Genomic DNA, 18,504 nt, shown 5'->3' with positions numbered 1-18,504 from the left:
CTGAGCGCGTGACCGACTACGCCCTCGCCGTCGACCTTGGCGGCACCAAAGTCGAGGCCGCCATCGTCGACCCGAACGGTGCACTGCTCCCCGGATCGCGCCACCGTCGCCCGACCGGAGCCGCCGCCACGAGCGACGATCTCGCCCGCAGCGTGACCGAGGCGGTCCAGGATGCTGTGGGCGCGCTGGTCGGCGCCACGCGCCACGACCGGGTGGTCGGCGTGGGCATCGGCTCTGCCGGGCCGCTCGTGGGCTCTGACGGTCGGGTCTCTCCGCTCAACCTGCCCGCCTGGCGCGAGTATCCGTTGGGTGACCTGGTCGCCTCGCTCGTGCCGGATGTGCCCGTGGTAACCCGCATCGACGGAATCGCCATCACCCTCGCCGAGACCTGGGTGGGTGCCGCGCAGGGCGAGCGCAACGTGATGGGCATGGTCGTGTCGACCGGCGTCGGCGGCGGACTGCTGCTCGATGGGCGCACCCACGGCGGACCCTCGGGCAACGCCGGGCACATCGGACACGTGCAGGTGGCCGGTCACGACGCCCCCTGCGCGTGCGGCGCGCGCGGCTGCCTCGAGGCCATCGCGTCTGGCCCACGCACCGTCGCCTGGGCGCGGCAGAACGGCTGGGCCGGGGACACCGGCGAACAGCTCGCCGAGAGCGCGCGCGGCGGCGACCCGGTCGCTCGCGCCGCCATCGAACGCTCCGCGACCGCTGTGGGCCAGGCCATCGCCTCGACGTCAGCGCTGCTTGATCTTGACGTGGTCGCCATCGGAGGCGGTTTCTCGCACGTCTCCGACGACTACGTCGAGATCGTCGCCCGCACCGTTGCGGGGCACAGCGACTTCGCCTTCGTCACGAGCACGCGCGTCCTGGCAAGCGGTCTCAGCGGTGAGGGGCCCCTCATCGGGGCCGCGGCGCTGGTGCACCACCGCGACCAGGTCGGCTAGCGCGCGATCTCGTCGTCGACGAAACGCGCGCGCCGCAGCAGCGGAATCGCGGTCGCCGTCGCGACCGTGAGCACCGTCATGAGCGCCATGGCGGCCTGCCAGGACCCCGTCTGGTCGCGCAGCACCCCGAGCACGGGCGGCACGGCTGCGGCAGCGACGTAGCCGACGGTCTGCACGAATCCGCTGACGGCGGCGGCGCTGCGATCGGTGCGAGTGCGCAGCCCGATCAGGGTGAGCCCCATCGGAAAGGCGATCTGCCCCAACCCGATCGCAGCGACCCACAGGCCCGGTGCGGCGGCCGGAGCCAACCAGAGTCCGCCCCATCCGATGCCGAACAGCACGGTGGCCGCCCCGAGCAGGGGCGTGGGGGTGCGCAGGCGCGCGGTGAGCCCCGGAACGGTGAGGGCGAGCGGTAAGCCGAGAATTCCGAACAGCGCCACGAGTGCCCCCGCCACGGCGGGGCCAACCCCGGCACTCTCCCGCAACACCTCGGGCAGCAGCGCGAAGAGGGCGTAGGCCGACACGCTCGACAGTCCGAAACCAATCGTGATGCCCCAGACGGTGCGGGAGCGTGCGAGAGCGAGCGCGCCACGTGCATCCGGCGCAGCAGGGGCGTCCACGCCGACGGCCGTGACGCGCCGTGCGCGGATCGCCAGCACCACCCACGGAACGAGCGCGACGACGGCTGCGCCGCTCCACACCGCGAGCGATGCACGCCAGTCGCTTCCCGCGGCGATCGGCACGGCCACGAGCGGCGGCAGGGCGGCGCCGACCGACATGACGGTGCCGTAGGCGGCGGTGACGGCGGCGATGCGATTCGGGGCGTAGCGCTTGACGGCGCTCGGCAGCAGGATGTTGCCGAAGCCCGCACCCAGCAACACGATCAGGCTGCCCGCGAGCAGCACACCGACCGTTGGTGCGGCCGCGCGGATGAGGTGCCCCGCGATCATGGCCACGAGCGCCGCGACGAGGGTGGCGTCGAGTCCGAATCGGTGCGCGGCTGTCGGCGCGAGCACCCCGGCCAACGCGAAGCCGAGGGGCGCGGCGATCCCGAGTGCGCCGAGGCTTGCGGCCGAGAGCGGGATGTCGGCGGAGATGGCGGAGGCCAGCGGGGAGAGCCCGCCGACGCCGGTGCGCAGGTTCGCCGCAAGCAGCAGGATCGCGACGATGCCGAGGATCACGCCCGGGGCGAGAGGGCGTGCTGCTGTTGAGGAGGGCACGCCGGGCACGCTGTCAGCCTAGGCCGACCCGTACAGTGGTCGTGTGAGTGACTGGGCGCGACACCTGCCGCTGAGCCACCGTCCGCGCCGCGACGAATCCGCCGTCACGGGTGACCGCTCCGCGGCGACGGCCACCGTGCTGGGCGACCTCGCGGAGGTGCTCGACGCGCGCCCCGAGTTGCTCGAGGCCGACACGGCGATCGCCGGCGTCACCGTCGAGCGCGCACTGCGCATCGCCCTCACGCGGATGCGCTGGTCGCGCTGGCAACGCCTGCTCGCGCTGGTCGGCGCAATCGACGCGCCGAGCGCCGAGCTGGCGGCCGTGGACGCCGCGGCTCTTCCCGAGATTGTACGGGTCGAGGCCGCCGCGCGCCGTGCGAGCGAGCGCCCCACCTCGGTGCGAGCGCTCGGCGAAATTGTTGTCGTCGCCCTTGACCTGGCCGCGCGCCACCGCGTGCCGCTGACGGTCGACCCGCGCGATCTCGGGGCCGTCGCGCTTGATCTGGCGCTGCGCGTTCCTACCGAACGTCGCGCCGTCGTGTCGGCGCGCGCGATGCGGGCCGTCGACGGCGGCTGGCAGGTCGGCAGCGGTCGGCCGCTGTACGCCACGAGCGCCGGCATCGTGCTGTTCCTGGCCGGCCGGGCCGGTGTTCCCGAGGAGCTGCCGGAGCCGGATCCGCCACCCCGCCGCCCGCGGGAGTACGACGACGATTAGGGCGTCGGCAAGCCCAGTACGTCGCGAATCTCGAGCTCGTCGACGCCCATCTGGTGCGCGAGAGCGTCGGCGCTCGGAAACTTGCGCATCCCCCGAATGAAACGCACAAACTCCAGCTCGACCGTCTGCCCGTAGAGGTCGACCGTCACGTCGATCGCGTGCGCCTCGACCGTCTTTTCCGGCACGTCGCCGAATGTCGGATTGTTGCCGACCGAGACGGCGGCGCCGAAGCGTTGCCCTGCCACGTGCATCCAGCAGGCGTAGACGCCGTCTGCGGGAATGAAGCCTTCCGCGCCGTGCGCGAGGTTGGCCGTCGGGTAGCCGAGCGTGCGTCCTCGCTGATGTCCCGGAACAACGAGCGAGCGGATGCGCGGGAAGCGTCCCAGCGCGTCGGCCGCGTCGGCGACCTGGCCGGCCTCCAAGAGGCGCCGGATACCGGTCGACGAGATGCGTTCGCCGTCAGAGACGCACACGTCATCGACGAGGGCGACCTCGAAGCCGAGCGCATCGCCCGCCGAACGCAGTGTCTCGAGCGTCCCGGCGCCGCGCGCTCCGTAGCGGAAGTCAGACCCGACCAGCACGCACGCCGCGCTCAGGCCGGAAACGAGGATGTCGTCGACGAAACGCTCTGGTCGCGTCGCGGCGAACTCGGGCGTGAACGGAATCACGACGACGGTGTCGACGCCGGCCTCGAGCAGGGCCTCCGTTTTCTGCGCGACGCTGAGCAGCGGAAGCGGTGCCGTGTCGGGGCGCAACACCTCGAGCGGATTACGGTCGAAGGTCACGACGACGGTGCGCTCGATCCCGCGGGCGAGAGCCTCGTCACGAAGCCGCTCCAGCACCCGGCGGTGGCCGAGGTGCACCCCATCGAACTTGCCAATCGTGACCGCGGAGGGGCGGCCGTCGCGCGGCAACTCCTCGACGCCGTGCACCACCCGCGCGTCGCTCACGCGGACACTCCCCCGCCATCGCGGCCCGCACGCGCCGCGCGTGACAGGGCCCACAGCCCCAGAATCGGCAGAACGAGTGGAACAAAGCCGTAGCCGCGCCCGAACTGCGACCACACGGTGTCGGCCGGGAACAGCTCGGGAATGGCGATGCTGATGACGCCCACGACGACGACCCCGACCATCTCGAAGCCGATCGCGAGCCACGCCACGCGGAACCAGCCGCGGCCGGGCGCCACGAGCGCGACCGTCGCGAGAATGTAGACGACGGCCGCGACCGCCGACAGCACGTAGGCCAGGGGCGCCTCGTCGAACTTCGTGACGATTTGGTAGAACGAGCGCCCCGTGGCGGCCAGGGCGAGAATGCCGTACACCGCGACGAGAACGCGCGTGAAGCCGCTCAGGCGGTGAGGTGCGACGATCGACTCGGACACGTTCGTCATTCTGACGCCTCGCGGGTGGGAATCGGCCCAGCGAGAGCCCTCAAGAAGCGGGCGGCGATCAGGCGGCGCGCCACGAGCATCCCGGGCCATGCCGGCCACAGCCACCAGTGGGCCGGGCGCGCGAAGCTGCGCACGGTCAGCCAGACCGTGCCGTCGGATGCACGCTCCAGCGTGAACGACTCCTCGCCGCGGAGCAGGTGGCCGGGTAGCGTCCCCATCGCGAGTGTCACGCGGGCGTCGGCCTGCTCGAGCAGCACCACCCGGGTCGGCAGCGGAAACCAGAGCGCGTCGCCGACACCGAGTCCGACGGTGATCTCGTCGGCGGGCCGCAGCAGTGGCCGCCCCTCGGCGGTGAAGACCTGTTCGGCCGGCGCCACCGCGGCTGGGTCGACCGGCTCGCCCGCGTCGTCGAAGACCACGGGCTGATAGGCGTCGGCCGCCAGGTCGGCGGGGGCCGGGTGGTAGCGCACCGTCATGCCGGCGCCCCGGTAGACGCCGCCATCGAGGAGCGCTTCGACGGCGTAGCTCCAGCGGGCGTCGCCGTGGCCGATGCGCGCGCGGTGTTCGGCCGGGCGGAAGCCGCGCGGCGGGAACGACAGCAGGTCGGGTGCCTGCGTGGCGCCGACGGCGGCGTAGGTGACCGCGGCGCGATCAACGGTCGCCGACATGGGGGCTACTTCTTGTCCTTCTTCGACTCGGTGTCGCCCGACAGCGCTGCGATAAACGCCTCCTGCGGAACCTCGACGCGACCCACCATCTTCATGCGCTTCTTGCCCTCTTTCTGCTTCTCGAGGAGCTTGCGCTTGCGGGTGATGTCACCGCCGTAGCACTTGGCGAGCACGTCTTTACGCATCGCGCGGATGTTCTCGCGAGCGATGATGCGGGCGCCGATCGCGGCCTGAATCGGCACCTCGAACTGCTGGCGCGGAATGAGCTCGCGCAGGCGCTGGGCCATCATCGTGCCGTAGGCGTATGCCTTGTCTTTGTGCACGATCGCGCTGAAGGCGTCGACCTGCTCACCCTGCAGGAGGATGTCGACCTTCACGAGGTCGGCCTCCTGCTCGCCCGCCGGTTCGTAGTCGAGGCTCGCATAGCCCTGCGTCTTGCTCTTCAGCTGGTCGAAGAAGTCGAAGACGATCTCGCCGAGCGGCAACGTGTACTTCAGCTCGACGCGGTCTTCGCCGAGGTAGTCCATCGAACGCATGGTGCCACGGCGCGACTGGCACAGCTCCATGATCGAGCCGACGTATTCTTTCGGCGCGAGGATCGACGCCGAGACGACCGGCTCCATGACCTTCTCGATGCGACCCGTCGGGTACTCGCTCGGGTTCGTCACCTCGACGGTCGAGCGGTCCTCGGTCGTGACGTTGTAGATCACGCTCGGGGCGGTCGTGATGATGTCGAGGTCGAACTCGCGGCGCAGCCGCTCCGTGACGATCTCGAGGTGCAACAGCCCCAAGAACCCGCAACGGAAACCGAAGCCGAGCGCGACGGAGGTCTCGGGCTCGTACTGCAGCGCCGCGTCCGACAGCTTGAGCTTGTCGAGGGCGTCGCGCAGGTCGGGGTAGTCGCTGCCGTCGATCGGGTACACACCCGAGAACACCATGGGCAGTGGGTCGGTGTACCCGGGCAGCGCTTCGGTCGCGCCCTTCGATTGGGTCGTCACCGTGTCGCCGACCTTCGACTGCCGCACGTCTTTCACGCCCGTGATGAGGTAGCCGACCTCGCCGACGGCGAGACCCTTGCTCGGGGTCGGCTCGGGGCTCGAGACGCCGATCTCGAGAATCTCGTGGGTTGCCTTCGTCGACATCATCTGGATGCGCTCGCGCGGGTCGAGGCGCCCGTCAACCATGCGCACGTAGGTGACGACGCCGCGGTACGAGTCGTACACCGAGTCGAAGATCATGGCGCGCGGGGGCGCATCGGCGTTGCCGACCGGCGCAGGAATCAGCTCGACGACGCGGTCGAGCAACTCTTCGACGCCCACGCCCGTCTTGCCGCTCACCCGCAGCACGTCGTCGGGGTCTCCGCCGATGAGCTGCGCGAGCTCGCGGGCGTACTTGTCGGGGTCGGCCGCCGGCAGGTCGATCTTGTTCAGTACCGGGATAATCGTGAGGTCGTTTTCGAGAGCCAGGTACAGGTTCGCGAGCGTCTGGGCCTCGATGCCCTGCGCCGCGTCAACGAGCAGGATGGCGCCCTCGCAGGCCGCGAGCGAACGGCTCACCTCATAGGTGAAGTCGACGTGACCGGGCGTGTCGATCATGTTGAGCGCGTAGGTGACGGGCGCGCCGTTCTCGCCCGCGACCGCCCAGGGCATGCGCACGGCCTGGCTCTTGATCGTGATGCCGCGCTCGCGCTCGATGTCCATCCGATCGAGGTACTGCGCGCGCATCTCGCGGTCGGAAACGATGCCCGTGATCTGCAGCATGCGGTCGGCAAGGGTCGACTTGCCGTGGTCGATGTGGGCGATGATGCAGAAGTTGCGAATCTGCGTCGGGTCGGTCGCGGCGGGCGCGAGCGGGGTGAGGGCGCGAGGAGACATGTCTCTGAATTCTCTCACGCCCGCACGGGCCGCTCGGCCCGCCGCGGGAACGGATCAGACCCGTTCGGGCTCCGAGCGCTCGACATCGGCCTCGGTCACATCGGCCACCTCCGACAGGTCGAGCATGGGTGCCCGCGTGCGGAAGCCGCGCGTGACGATGGCCAAGAGAACGAGGCCACCGAGCATCCAGATGCCGCCCACGATGAACGTCGTGCCTGACAGGCTCGTCCACAGCCAGACCGTCAGCGAGAAGCCGATGAAGGGCAGCACCAGGTTGCTTAGCAGGCGCGCAGACGAGCGCTCCTTTTGGTCGATGTAGTAGTGCTTAATCACCGAGAGGTTCACGACCGAGAACGCGATCAGGGCGCCGAAGCTGATCATCTCGACGAGCAGCCCCAGGTCGATGACGATCGCGAACAGCGACACCGCCGACACCACGAGCGTTGCGTACATCGGGGTGCGGAAACGGGCGGAGAGACGGCCGAAGATGCGTCGCGGCAGCACGCCATCGCGCCCCATCGAGTACAGGATGCGCGAGACCGACGCCTGCGACGTCAGCGCCGATCCGGTTGCCCCGGCAATGTAGGCCGCCGTGAAGAACGCGGCGAGGAACTCGCCACCGGCCGCGGTCATGACGTCGAGCGCGGCAGAGTCAACGTCGGCGAAGTCGTTCTGCGGGTAGACCACCTGCGACAGCCACGACAGCCCGATGAAGATGACACCGGCCGTGACGGTCGTGATCATGATGGCGCGCGGAACGCTGCGCTTCGCGTCCTTCGCCTCCTCCGACAGGGTCGAAATGGAGTCGAAGCCGAGGAAGGACAGACACAGGATCGCCGCGCCGGCAAACAGCACGTTGACACCGTCGACCGAGCCGTCACCGGTGAACGGAGCGGCCAGGTCGACCGAGCCACCCGACATGCTGCCAACGCCCAGGGCGACGAAGACGACGATGAACAGCGCCTGCACCCCGATGATCACGAAGTTGGCGCGGGCGACCGACACAATGCCGATCACGTTCAACACGGTGACGAGCGCGATGGTCGCAAGGATGAACACCCAGGCGGGCACCGCGGGGAACGCCGCGTGCAGGTAGATGCCGATCACCAGGTAGTTGATCATCGGCAAGAACAGGTAGTCGAGCATGAGCGACCAGCCGGCCATGAACCCGATGCCCGGCCCGAAACTGCGCTGGGCGTACACGTAGGCGGAGCCGGCAAACGGGAAGGCCATGGCCATCCGCGCGTAGGAGCGGGCGGTGAACGCCATCGCCACCAGGGTGATCGCGTACGCCATGGGCACGCGCCCGCCGGTCAACTCGGTGACGATGCCGTACGTGGTGAACACGGTGAGCGGCACCATGTACACCAGCCCGAACAGGACGAGTGCGGGAACCTTCAGAACGCGGCGCAGTCGCACCGGAGGGCCGGAGGTCGACGCGTGAGGGGTGGGGGTGGTCATGAAGCGGTGTCCTTTCAACTCGCGGCCGCGCCGTTGCGGCCTTCGGTGATGCGGGAGGTGCCGGCCAGGTAGGTCTGTCGAATCTCGACCGCCGGCAGGTCGAGCGGGCTGACCGCGCGCGGGTCACGCGCGAGCCAGACAAGGTCGGCGCTGGAGCCCACCTCGATCACGCCCCAGGGGGCGGCGGAGCGATCGGCGAACGCCTGGTGGGCGACGCCCTCGGTGTAGGCCGACAGGGCCGACTCGATCGGAAGGGTCTCTTCCGGAATCCATCCGCCCGCTGGCTCCCCGGCCGGGGTCTGCCGAGAGGTCGCCACGGCGATGCCATCACGCGGGTCGCCCGAGGAGACGGGCCAGTCCGACCCAAATGCGACGCGCGCGCCCGAGTCGCGCAGTGTGCGCGTCGGGTACTGCCGGGCTGAGCGCTCCGGCCCAAGCCTCGGCATGGTCAGGACGGTCATCAGCGCGTCGAGCTGTGCCCACAGCGGCTGCAGGGTGGGGATCACGCCGAGTCGCGCGAAGCGCGCAAGGTCATCGGGGTCCACCAGTTGGGCATGCGCGATCACGGCGCGCCGATCCCGGGGGCCGTTCACGCGCTGAGCGTGCTCAATGGCGTCCAGCGACTGGCGCACGGCCGCGTCACCGATGGCGTGGATGTGGATCTGGAAGCCGGCCGCGTCGACCGCGGCGACGGCGTCAGCCAAGCGCTCGGGCCCCCAGACCTCCATGCCGTGCGAGTGAATCGCCGAGCAGTACGGCTCGAGCAGGGCACCCGTCTCGTTCTCGATTACCCCGTCGGCGAAGAACTTGACGGTGTGGGCGGTCAGAAGCGGTGAGCCGGCGTCGTCGATCGCGGCACGAGCATCCTGCATCTCGGCCAATTGGGCGGGGAACCGGCGGGGGTCGGCGTAGTGGGCCAGGTTCATGCGCAGCGGAATGCGGCCGGCACGCGCGGCGGCGACGTACACGTCGACATCGGCCGGCTCGACCCAGGCGTCTTGCACCCAGGTGACCCCGCGGGCGAGGAAGTACGCGCCAGCGCGCTCGAGAGCGCGAATGCGGGTTTCGAGCGGCGGCTCCTCGACAGCCGCCGTCAGCAGTTCGACGGCGCCCCACTCGCGCAGGGTCCCCGCGGGCGTGCCATCCGGGCGACGCGGAATCTCGCCGAGCTCAGGCTCGGGGGTCTCGGCCGTGATGCCGGCCCGCTCGAGGGCCAGCGAGTTGCACCAGGCCGTGTGGTAGTCGCTCGCCCGCAACACGACGGGGCGATCGGCGACGGCGGCGTCGAGCCAGCGCGCATCGAAGACCCCGTCGGCGGTGAGCGTCGGATCGTACGAGGCTCCCCGGATCACGCTCAGCTCAGGATGCTCCCCCGCGTAGCGACGCACAGCTTCGACGATCTCGTCCACGCTCGTGCAGCTGCGGATTGCGGGGCCTTCGGCCTCCAGTCCGCCAAAGATGGGATGCGCGTGGCCGTCTCCGAAGGACGGCATGAGGAAGCCGCCCTCAAGGTCGACCCGCTCGTCGGCCTCGGCGCCTCGCCGCTCGGCGTCGTCATCCAGGGCAACGACCACCCCGTCTGCGATCAGGAGGGAGTGCGCGGTACCCCGCGACTCGCCACACCAGATAGTGCCGCCATGAAACAGCGTCGTCGCCACTGCGCAGTTCCCTTCTTCCGCGTCATTACGGAGTGAACAAACAGGTCCATACGAACAGTGTTCGTATCGGGTGCGATAACGTTACACCCGGATGGCTTCTGCGCCAGCACATTCACGCCACGTGGGCGACCGCGCGGCACTCCCGAACCCCCCGAGGTACCCGTGCCCGCACTCACCAAGCGCGACCTCATCGCCGCCGCGCTGCGACTCGTTGACGAGGCGGGCGCCGACGGGCTCACCATGCGGGCGCTCGCCGCCCGCGTGCACCGCCAGGTGTCGTCGCTGTACAACCACATTCGCAACCGGGCCGAGCTGATCGAAGAACTGCGCGCCGTCATCGTCGCCGAGATCGACACGGGAGCGTTCGCGACCGAGGAGTGGGACGCGGCGATCGTCGCGTGGAGCCGGTCGTACCTGCGGGCCTTCTCCGCGCATCCCAATCTGATTCCGTTGCTCGCGACGACGCCCATTCGCGACGAATCGACGCTGCGCATGTACGAAACCGTTGTCGCTGCGCTCATCGAACAGGGATGGCCGACCAGCGATGCGGTCGCCGTCATGCGCACCATCGAGGCGCACATTCTCGGCTCGGCGCTCGACATCGTCGCGCCCGACGACCTGCTGTCAGGCGAGTCCACTCCCCCCGACCTGCCGAGCCTGCGACGTGCCCTCGACGCCGAGAACGCCGAGTCGGCCGGCGCCCGTCGCGCCTTCGAGCTCGGACTGCGCGCTCTCATGACCGGGTTACGCGCCGAGCACGCCCGCGTGAACACAGCCTCAGCCTGAACGCCTGCTACCATCGATCCTTGGCTTGCGTGCCAGGAAGCCCTCTCTCTTCCGGCACGGAACGCGACCGGGCTCAGTTCGCCGTCAGGCACACCCCACGACCGGTTGCTCATCCCGTACACACACGAAGAAAGACAGTCATGGCGAACATCAAGTCGCAGATCAAGCGCATCAAGACCAACCTGAAGGCCCAGGAGCGCAACAAGGCCGTCAAGAGCGAGCTGAAGACCGCTGTGCGCAACACGCGCAAGGCGATCGCCGCTGGCGACAAGGAGGCGGCGACCGCCGCGCTGAAGACCGCGTCGAAGAAGCTCGACAAGGCCGTCAGCAAGGGCGTCATCCACCAGAACCAGGCCGCCAACCGCAAGTCGGCCATCGCGAAGCAGGTCGCGGCCCTCTAGGTCAGCGCCCCACACGCACGCACAAGCGCCCCGAGGCTCCGGCCCCGGGGCGCTTTGCTGTGTTCGTGTGTGCGTGCGCGCGCTTGTGCGTGTGCGTGTGTGTGTGTGTGTGTGTGCGCTTGTGCGTGTGTGTTTGCGCGCGCTTGTGCGCTCGTGCGTGCGCGCGCTTGTGCGTGGACGGGGCGCTATGCACGCCGCACTCGTTGACCCCCGTCTGCCGTCAACAATTCAGGACTAACGCTGCGGCAGGCCCACCTGTAACCGCAGGCGTGCTCAGCGCGGCGCTGTCAACAACTCAGGACTAACGGTCTCGGAGGGCCTGAATCCCACGGCCAGGGTGGGCTCGTCACCCGTTAGTCCTGAGTTGTTGACGCTGGGGTGCGGCGTGCGACGCCGGGGGCCTCGCGCGTTAGTCCTGAGTTGTTGACACGCGGAGTGCGGGGAGTGACGCGGGCGGCGTCCCGCGATAGTCCTGAGTTGTTGACACGGGAGGGTCGGGGAAGGGCGCGGCGTGCGGGTCAGGCGCGCGGGTGTCCGCGGTCGGCGACGAGGGTGACGAGGCGCTCAAGGGCAAACACGGGGTCGCGGCTGGCGCCCTTGACCGCTGCGTCGGTCTCGGCGACCGTCAGAATCGCTCGGCCAAGGCCGACCTCGTCCCACCCCTGCAGGTCGCGGCGCGCACGGTCGACCTGCCAGGGAGCGAGGCCGAGCTGCGAGGCGATCTGCCCGCCCGAACCGCGTGTGCCTCCGACTTTCGCCATGGTGCGCAGCTTCATGGCGAACGCGGCGACCATCGGCACCGGGTCGGCGCCGGTGTCCAGCGCGTGGCGCAAAAGCGACAGGGCTTGCCCGAGCTGCCCGGCGATCGCGGCATCGGCTACGGCGAACGCTGTCGCCTCGACGCGGCCTCCGTAGTAGCGCTGCACGATCTCGGCCGAGATGTCGCCCTCGGTGTCGGCGATGAGTTGCTGGCAGGCGGCCCCGAGCTCTCCGAGGTCGTCGGCGAACGCCGCGACGAGCGCCCGCAGGGCGACCGGCGCGATTGCCCGGCCCGCGTGTCGAAACTCGGCAGCGGCGAAGTCGGCCCGGTCGGACTCACGCTTCAGCTCAGCGCAGACGACCTCAACGCCGTTGCCCGCGCCCCCTCGTATGGCGTCGAGAAGCTTCTTGCCCCGGACTCCCCCGGCGTGGCGCAACGCGACCACGGCCCCGTCAGCCGGCTCGGCGAGAAACGCCAACGCCTCCTCGAGAAACGCGTCGGTCATCTTCTCGACGTTCGAGACGCGCAACAGCCGCGGCTCACCAAACAGCGACGGGCTGGCGAGGGTCAGCAGTTCGCCGGGCGCGTAGGCCGCGGCGTCGACATCGTGCACCTCCAGCGCTGGATCTTCAGCGCGCATCGCATCGCGCAGGATGCGCAGCGCCCGGTCGGCGAGGAAGCCTTCCGGCCCGCTGATGAGCACGATGGGCGCGGGCCGCACCTCATGCCACGACAGCTGCGGGATGCGCGCGGCGGCTGATCGACCCGACCCGCCGCGTGCGGGCGCCTTCGCTGGTGCCATCGATGTCCTCCCCCCGCCAGCCTACTCATCGGCTCGGACACCTCCCGCGCGCTCGTGCCACGCCCACAGGCCCCCGGCGTCGACGCCGACGAGCACGAGCCCGTGCCGGTCGGAGCGCGACACCGTGCCCCCGGCGACCTCCACCGCCTCGAGCACGGATGCGGCGGGGTGGCCGTAGCCGTTGTCGGCACCCACCCCGATCAGCGCGATCGTCGCGGCCGCGCGCGCGTAGACCTCGTCGTACTGGTCGGGCGAGCCATGGTGGCTGACCTTCACCACGTCGACGGCGCGCACATCGGCGGTGGCCATCATGGTGCGCTGCACCGATTCGCCGAGGTCACCCAGCGCGAGCAGGCTCGGGCACGACGCACAGTCGGGCCCAAACCGCACGTCGACGACCACGCTCGCGTCGTTCCCCGGCGACACTCCGCGGTGGTCGGGCGGCCACAGCACGCTCCAGGTCGCGCGAGCCGGCCGTAGAGTGTCGCCCTGGCGCACGTCGCGCACGGGCGCGCCCGTGGCGAGAAGAGCATCCAGAACGGCCTGATCGGCCGGGCGTCCGACCGGCCCCGTCCACACCTCCCCCACTCGGCCGAGGATCGCGTCGAGTCCACCCACGTGATCGAGGTCGAAGTGGGTGATGAGGAACACGTCGACGTGGTCGACGCGCAGCACGTCGAGGCAGTGCTCGAGCGCCTCGGTCGTCGGCCCCGTGTCGATCAGCACGGTGTGCGAGCCGTCGCGCACGAGCACGGCGTCACCCTGCCCGACGTCGCACTGCGCGATCAGCCAGTCGTCGGGCACGGCGGAGCGCATGAGCAGGTCTCGACCCGCGGTGACGCCGAAGGTCACGACCGCGCCGACGAGCCCCGCGGCCACGAGCCGTCGCCGCCAGCGCGCGGTGCCGATCGGTGCGGGCACCCGCCAGGCGACGAGCAGCAGCGCCGTGAGCACGGCGAGCAGGGTCGCGCCGAGCGGGCCCTCGAGCCACGGCACGAGAGCGCCCGGCATTCCCGAGCTGACGCGCGCAACACCGGCGATCCACGCGGAGGGAAGCCACGCGACCGCCGCGACAGCCGTCGCAAGCCACGGGATGACCGGGGCAAGAACGCAGGCAATCATTCCGACGACCGTCGACACGGGTGCCGCGGGCGCCGCGAGGATATTCGCGACAACGCCCCACACCGGCACTTCGGGCTGCAGCAGGATCAACACCGGCTGGCACGCCAACTGTGCGGCCAGCGGTACCGCCACCCACAGGGCCATGGCGGCCGGCATGACCGTCGACAGGCGCTCGGCGATGGGGCCCGCCAGCACGAGCAGCGCGGCGGTGGCCAGCACCGAGAGCACGAAGCCGTACTGCCGGGCGATCCACGGGTCGAGCACGATGATGCCCATGACGGCGAGCGCGAGCACCGGAAGCCCGTGCGCGGGCCGGCCCACCTGGGTGGCGAGCAGCACGGTCGTGGCCATGATGGCCGCGCGAATCACGCTGGGCTCAGGGGTGACGAGCACGACGAAGAACCCCAGGGCGGCGAGTGCGATCACGATGCGTACCCAGCGCGGCCAGCGCAGGAGCCCGCCGAGCCCGAGGATGAGCCCGACGACGATCGCGCAGTTGGCGCCGCTCACGGCCGTGAGGTGACTGAGCGCGCTCTGCTTCATAGCCAGGTCGAGGTCGTCGGGCACCTCCGATGTGTCGCCGATGGCAAGCCCCGGCAGCAGCACGGCGCCGTCTCCGCCGAACTGTTCCATGAGCGCGAGGAACCGCTCGCGCAGCGCGTCGCCGGCGGCGAGCAACGGCGGCGGGTCGCGCGTGGGCGTCCACTCGCCGATTACCCGCACGAGCGCGACCCGGCCATCGCCCGCACCGACGGGGATGAGGCGAGCCTGGCCGACCAGGGTCGTGCCGAGCGGAGTGCGCCGCTCGACGTCGATCGACAGCAGCCGCACGGGCACCGAGACGGCGGCGGCCGCGCCGTTGGCGTCGACGGCGCGAACGATGCGCGCGGGCACGGTCGTGGTGTCGGGCGTCGCGGTCAGCTCGAGCTGCACGACGACGTCCAGGGGTGCACCGCCGAGCGCATCGGCGATGACGGGTGGCGCCCGCAACGGCGCAGCGAACCCGACGGCGGCGGCCGCGAGCGCGAGGGCGAGCAGCGAGGGAATGACGGCGCGCGCTCGCCGCGCGACGACGGCGAGTCCTCCCGCGATCAGGAGCGCCAGCCCGGCACTTGCCCACGACGTCACGACGACCGCCTCGCGGTCAACGCCGATCAACACGACGGCGCCCACCCACGCCGCACCGGCGGGGATCGCGAGTCGCGCGTCGAGCACCCGCACTAGATGCCAATCTGGTCGCGAAACCCCGACAGCGTCTTCTCGCCGATGCCGGACACGGCGAGCAGCTCGTCGACGCTGCGGAAGGGGCCGTTCTGCTCGCGCCAGGCGATGATGCGCCCCGCCAGCGCTGGGCCGACGCCGGGCAGCGTCTCGAGTTCTGCCGAGCTCGCCGCGTTGATGTTGACGACCGCCCCCGCGATCGCGCCTCCCGCGCCGCCGGGTGAGGCGGCACCCGCTGCACCCGGCGCCGGGGCCGGCGGCTCTTCTCCGACGCGCGGCAGGTGAATCTGCTCACCGTCAACGACCTCCCGCGCAAGGTTCACGGCGGCCAGGTCGGCGTCGTTGGTCGCGCCACCGGCCCGCGCGACGACGTCGATGACGCGCGCGCCCTCCGACAGTTCGATCACGCCGGGGTTCTCGACCGCCCCGGTGACGTGCACGATCAGTGCGCGGCTGCCGGGCTGTGCGGCGGCAGACTCCGCACCGGCCGGCCCGCCATCGCCTCCGGGGTCACCCGCGGGAGCCCCGCCGCCCGCTTCGGCACCGAGCGCCGATTCTGCCGCAGCACTCTGCCCGACGGCCACGCGCTCGCCCCCGGGGGTGATGATCGCCGCAATGACGGCGGCGCCGAACCCGATGAGCACGAGCACGACCGTGCCGCTGACGGCCGCGCGAACGCGGGCCGAACGGCGCGGCGGCTCGGCCCGATCGCCGGGGACACTCGGCTCGCTCACCGCGCCGCGCGTGCCACCAATCGCGGTTGCGGCACTGTCGGGCGGATGCACGCGGCGAGGCTACGAGGCGACCATGCGGCCGCCCCGCCCCTCCTCACGAACCGGGGACGAGCATCCCGTGCTGCGGAGTGTGAGGGACGCGCCTTCTTACTTTCGCGTCGCGATGCTCACGATCTTCGGCGCACGCACGATGGTTTGGGCGATCTCGCGCCCACCGATGGCGCGCTGCACGGCCTCGGAGGCCAACGCCAGCGCCTCGAGCTCGTCGTTGCCGACCCGCGGGCTGACCTCGAGCCGCTCACGCACCTTGCCGTCGACCTGCACGACCGCCGTGACCTGCTCGTCGACGAGCAGCGTCGGGTCGGCCTTGCGCCAGCCGGCAAACGCGACGAGGCCGGCACGCCCCTGCGAGGCGTCTCCGCGGCCGAGTCGGTGCCACATGTCTTCGGCCGTGTACGGCGCGAACAGCGACAGGGCGATGGCGACGGTTTCGACGGCCTCGCGCACGGCGGGGTCGGCGGCTCCGGGCCCGGAGTCGACGGCCTTGCGGATGGCGTTGACGAGCTCCATCGTGCGCGCCACGGCGACATTGAACTTGAACGACTCGATGAGCCCCGGAACCTCGGCGAGGAACCGGTGGGTCACCCGGCGCAGCGCGACGTCGCCGTCGGCGAAGTCGACGTCGAGCGACGACGACACCTCGCCCGACAGCCGCCAGGCACGCGCGAGGAACTTCTGCGAGCCCGTGACCGAAACGTCGCGCCAGTCGATGTCGTCTTCCGGCGGGCCCGCAAAGGCCATCGTGAGCCGCACGGCGTCGACGCCGTACTGGTCGAGCTCTTCGGTGAAGTAGACGAGGTTGCCCTTCGACTTCGACATCTTCGCGCCGTCGAGAATGACCATGCCCTGGTTGAGCAGCGCGCTGAAGGGCTCGGTGAAGCTGACGTAGCCCAGGTCGAACAAGACCTTCGTGATGAAGCGGGCGTACAGCAGGTGCAAAATCGCGTGCTCGACGCCGCCGACGTACTGGTCGACGGGCGCCCACTTCTCGGCCTCGCGCGGGTCGAAGGCCTGGGTGTCGTCGCCCGGCGACAGGAAGCGCAGGAAGTACCACGACGAGTCGACGAAGGTGTCCATCGTGTCGGTGTCACGACGCGCCGGCTTTCCGTCGGGGGTGGTGGTCTCGACCCACGACTGCACGCCGCCGAGCGGCGAGGTGCCCTTCGGCTTCATGTCCATGCCCGCAGCGTCGGGAAGCCGCACCGGCAGCTGGTCCTCCGGCACGGGGATCTCGGCCCCGTTCTCGTCGTACATGATCGGGATGGGCGTGCCCCAGTAGCGCTGGCGGCTGATCAGCCAGTCACGCAACCGGTACGTCTTCGCCGCACGGCCGGTGCCGCGCTCTTCGAGCAGCTCAATGACGCGCTTGATGGCGTTGTTCTTGCTGAGCCCGTCGAGCGGACCCGAGTTGATCATGCGCCCGTCGCCCGTGAGCGCCTCGCCGGTGACGGCGGGGTCGATCGTGGGAGGTTCCTCGTCGAGCATTTCGGGCGTGATAACAGGGATCGCGCCCGTCACCGGGGCGAGCGTGTCGACGACCGTGCGAATGGGCAGGTCGAACGCGCGGGCGAAGTCGAGGTCGCGCTGGTCGTGCGCGGGAACCGCCATAACCGCGCCGTGACCATAGTCGGCGAGCACGTAGTCGGCGGCCCAGATCGGCAGACGCTCGCCGTTGACGGGGTTGATGGCGTAGCGGTCGAGGAAGACGCCCGTCTTTTCGCGGGTGGCGTCTTGACGGTCGATTTCGCTCTTCTTCTGTACCTCGTCGAGGTAGGCCTGGAAGCGCATCCGCACCTCCGGGGTCGACCCGGAGGCGAGCTCGGCGGCGAGGTCGCTGTCGGGCGCGACGACCATGAAGGTCGCGCCGAAGAGGGTGTCTGGCCGGGTGGTGAACACGGTCACCGGGGCCTCGCGGCCCTCGATGACGAAGTCGACGTCAGCACCGGTCGAGCGGCCGATCCAGTTGCGCTGCATGGTCAGCACCTTGGAGGGCCACGAACCCTCGAGCTGATTCAGGTCATCGAGCAGTCGGTCGGCGTAGTCGGTGATCTTCAGGTACCACTGCGTCAGCTTCTTCTTGACGACCACGGCGCCCGAGCGCTCCGACGTGCCGTCGGGCAGCACCTGCTCGTTCGCGAGCACGGTCTGGTCGACCGGGTCCCAGTTGACCCAGCTGTCTTTGCGGTACGCGAGCCCCTTCTCGTACATCTTCAGAAACAGCCACTGGTTCCAGCGGTAGTACTCGGGGTCGGAGGTGTGCAGCACGCGGTCCCAGTCGAAGCTCGCCGCGTAGCGCTTCATCGACGCCTTCTGCTGGGCGATGTTTTCGTACGTCCACTCGCGCGGGTCGGCGCCGCGCTTGATGGCGGCGTTCTCGGCGGGCAGGCCAAACGAGTCCCAACCGATCGGGTGCAGCACGGTGAAGCCGCGCTGGCGCCAGTAGCGGGCGACGACGTCGCCGAGCGCGTACACCTCGGCGTGACCCATGTGCAGGTCGCCCGACGGGTAGGGGAACATGTCGAGGATGTACTTGCGCGGCCTCGCGCGCTCGCTCTCGTCGAGCTCGCTGTCGAGCGTCGAGAACGGCTTCACCTCGTCCCACACGGGCGCCCAGGCGGCCTCGATGCGGTGCGGGTCGTACTCGTTCTCGCTGTCGGCGGTGCTCTCGCTCACGGGGCTCTCAAT

General features: G+C 70.2%; 15 protein-coding genes. 4 read left to right on the top strand and 11 right to left on the bottom strand.

Annotation, left to right across the window (positions count from 1 at the left end; genetic code table 11):
- The first annotated feature begins 8 nt into the window (after positions 1-8).
- Positions 9-947 carry an ROK family protein gene (locus ACK4SC_RS00265; RefSeq protein WP_409613627.1) on the top strand — a complete coding sequence of 313 codons (939 nt, stop codon included), beginning with the start codon at positions 9-11 and terminating at the stop codon, positions 945-947.
- Here ACK4SC_RS00265 and ACK4SC_RS00260 read toward each other — a convergent pair.
- Positions 944-2,176 carry an MFS transporter gene (locus ACK4SC_RS00260; RefSeq protein WP_409613624.1) on the bottom strand — a complete coding sequence of 411 codons (1,233 nt, stop codon included), beginning with the start codon at positions 2,174-2,176 and terminating at the stop codon, positions 944-946. The two genes, ACK4SC_RS00265 and ACK4SC_RS00260, sit on opposite strands and share 4 nt — an antisense overlap.
- Positions 2,177-2,210: 34 nt before the next feature.
- Here ACK4SC_RS00260 and ACK4SC_RS00255 point away from each other — a divergent pair, with 34 nt between their 5' ends.
- A complete protein-coding gene (locus ACK4SC_RS00255) occupies positions 2,211-2,882 on the top strand; it encodes a hypothetical protein (protein ID WP_409613621.1) in 672 nt (223 codons plus the stop codon).
- On the opposite strand, the gene ACK4SC_RS00250 is transcribed toward ACK4SC_RS00255, so the two are convergent.
- From ACK4SC_RS00250 to ACK4SC_RS00225, 6 genes are read right to left on the bottom strand one after another with little or no spacing between them, the layout of a single operon-like run.
- Positions 2,879-3,832, bottom strand: coding sequence for a bifunctional riboflavin kinase/FAD synthetase (locus tag ACK4SC_RS00250; protein ID WP_409613618.1), 954 nt, complete (start codon positions 3,830-3,832; stop codon positions 2,879-2,881). The genes ACK4SC_RS00255 and ACK4SC_RS00250 overlap by 4 nt on opposite strands.
- Positions 3,829-4,272 (bottom strand): hypothetical protein, encoded by a 444-nt coding sequence (locus ACK4SC_RS00245; RefSeq protein ID WP_409613615.1) that lies wholly within the window; start codon positions 4,270-4,272, stop codon positions 3,829-3,831. The genes ACK4SC_RS00250 and ACK4SC_RS00245 overlap by 4 nt, the downstream gene beginning before the upstream one ends.
- Entirely contained in the window at positions 4,269-4,940 is a 672-nt protein-coding gene (locus tag ACK4SC_RS00240) for a DUF1990 family protein (protein ID WP_409613612.1), read from the bottom strand. Before ACK4SC_RS00240 ends, ACK4SC_RS00245 begins: the two co-directional genes overlap by 4 nt.
- Positions 4,941-4,945: 5 nt before the next feature.
- Positions 4,946-6,814: a translation elongation factor 4 gene (gene lepA, locus ACK4SC_RS00235; RefSeq protein WP_409613609.1), complete on the bottom strand. Its 1,869-nt coding sequence runs from the start codon at positions 6,812-6,814 to the stop codon at positions 4,946-4,948.
- A gap of 54 nt (positions 6,815-6,868) precedes the next feature.
- Entirely contained in the window at positions 6,869-8,275 is a 1,407-nt protein-coding gene (locus tag ACK4SC_RS00230) for an APC family permease (RefSeq protein WP_409613606.1), read from the bottom strand.
- Between the two features lie 14 nt (positions 8,276-8,289).
- Positions 8,290-9,933, bottom strand: coding sequence for an amidohydrolase (locus ACK4SC_RS00225; protein ID WP_409613603.1), 1,644 nt, complete (start codon positions 9,931-9,933; stop codon positions 8,290-8,292).
- Between the two features lie 162 nt (positions 9,934-10,095).
- Here ACK4SC_RS00225 and ACK4SC_RS00220 point away from each other — a divergent pair, with 162 nt between their 5' ends.
- The gene (locus ACK4SC_RS00220) at positions 10,096-10,719 is read left to right on the top strand and encodes a TetR/AcrR family transcriptional regulator C-terminal domain-containing protein (protein WP_409613600.1); all 624 of its coding nucleotides are present in this window, start codon (positions 10,096-10,098) and stop codon (positions 10,717-10,719) included.
- Positions 10,720-10,859: 140 nt separating this feature from the next.
- Positions 10,860-11,120, top strand: coding sequence for a 30S ribosomal protein S20 (rpsT, locus tag ACK4SC_RS00215; protein WP_409613597.1), 261 nt, complete (start codon positions 10,860-10,862; stop codon positions 11,118-11,120).
- 518 nt (positions 11,121-11,638) lie between these two features.
- Here the strand turns inward: rpsT and holA are convergent.
- The 4 genes from holA to leuS all read right to left on the bottom strand — a co-directional run bounded on the left by holA (position 11,639) and on the right by leuS (position 18,492).
- Positions 11,639-12,682: a DNA polymerase III subunit delta gene (holA, locus tag ACK4SC_RS00210; protein ID WP_409613594.1), complete on the bottom strand. Its 1,044-nt coding sequence runs from the start codon at positions 12,680-12,682 to the stop codon at positions 11,639-11,641.
- A 21-nt stretch (positions 12,683-12,703) separates the two neighbouring features.
- Positions 12,704-15,019 (bottom strand): ComEC/Rec2 family competence protein, encoded by a 2,316-nt coding sequence (locus ACK4SC_RS00205; RefSeq protein WP_409613591.1) that lies wholly within the window; start codon positions 15,017-15,019, stop codon positions 12,704-12,706.
- A 5-nt stretch (positions 15,020-15,024) separates the two neighbouring features.
- Positions 15,025-15,810, bottom strand: a complete 786-nt coding sequence (locus tag ACK4SC_RS00200) for a helix-hairpin-helix domain-containing protein (protein ID WP_409613588.1) — start codon at positions 15,808-15,810, stop codon at positions 15,025-15,027.
- A 96-nt stretch (positions 15,811-15,906) separates the two neighbouring features.
- Positions 15,907-18,492, bottom strand: a complete 2,586-nt coding sequence (gene leuS, locus ACK4SC_RS00195) for a leucine--tRNA ligase (protein WP_409613585.1) — start codon at positions 18,490-18,492, stop codon at positions 15,907-15,909.
- Positions 18,493-18,504 lie beyond the last annotated feature (12 nt).

The organism is Microcella sp. (genome assembly GCF_046293215.1).
Classification (GTDB): domain Bacteria; phylum Actinomycetota; class Actinomycetes; order Actinomycetales; family Microbacteriaceae; genus Microcella.
Note: the sequence above shows the minus strand (reverse complement) of the source record. Positions and strands in the feature narration are given on the sequence as shown.

What these genes read in the sequence shown, in the direction of transcription:
- ACK4SC_RS00240 (WP_409613612.1), bottom strand. Translation starts at nt 4,940, where the DNA reads ATGTCGGCGACCGTTGATCGCGCCGCGGTCACCTACGCCGCCGTCGGC.
- rpsT (WP_409613597.1), top strand. Translation starts at nt 10,860, where the DNA reads ATGGCGAACATCAAGTCGCAGATCAAGCGCATCAAGACCAACCTGAAG.
- holA (WP_409613594.1), bottom strand. Translation starts at nt 12,682, where the DNA reads ATGGCACCAGCGAAGGCGCCCGCACGCGGCGGGTCGGGTCGATCAGCC.
- lepA (WP_409613609.1), bottom strand. Translation starts at nt 6,814, where the DNA reads ATGTCTCCTCGCGCCCTCACCCCGCTCGCGCCCGCCGCGACCGACCCG.
- ACK4SC_RS00245 (WP_409613615.1), bottom strand. Translation starts at nt 4,272, where the DNA reads ATGACGAACGTGTCCGAGTCGATCGTCGCACCTCACCGCCTGAGCGGC.
- ACK4SC_RS00230 (WP_409613606.1), bottom strand. Translation starts at nt 8,275, where the DNA reads ATGACCACCCCCACCCCTCACGCGTCGACCTCCGGCCCTCCGGTGCGA.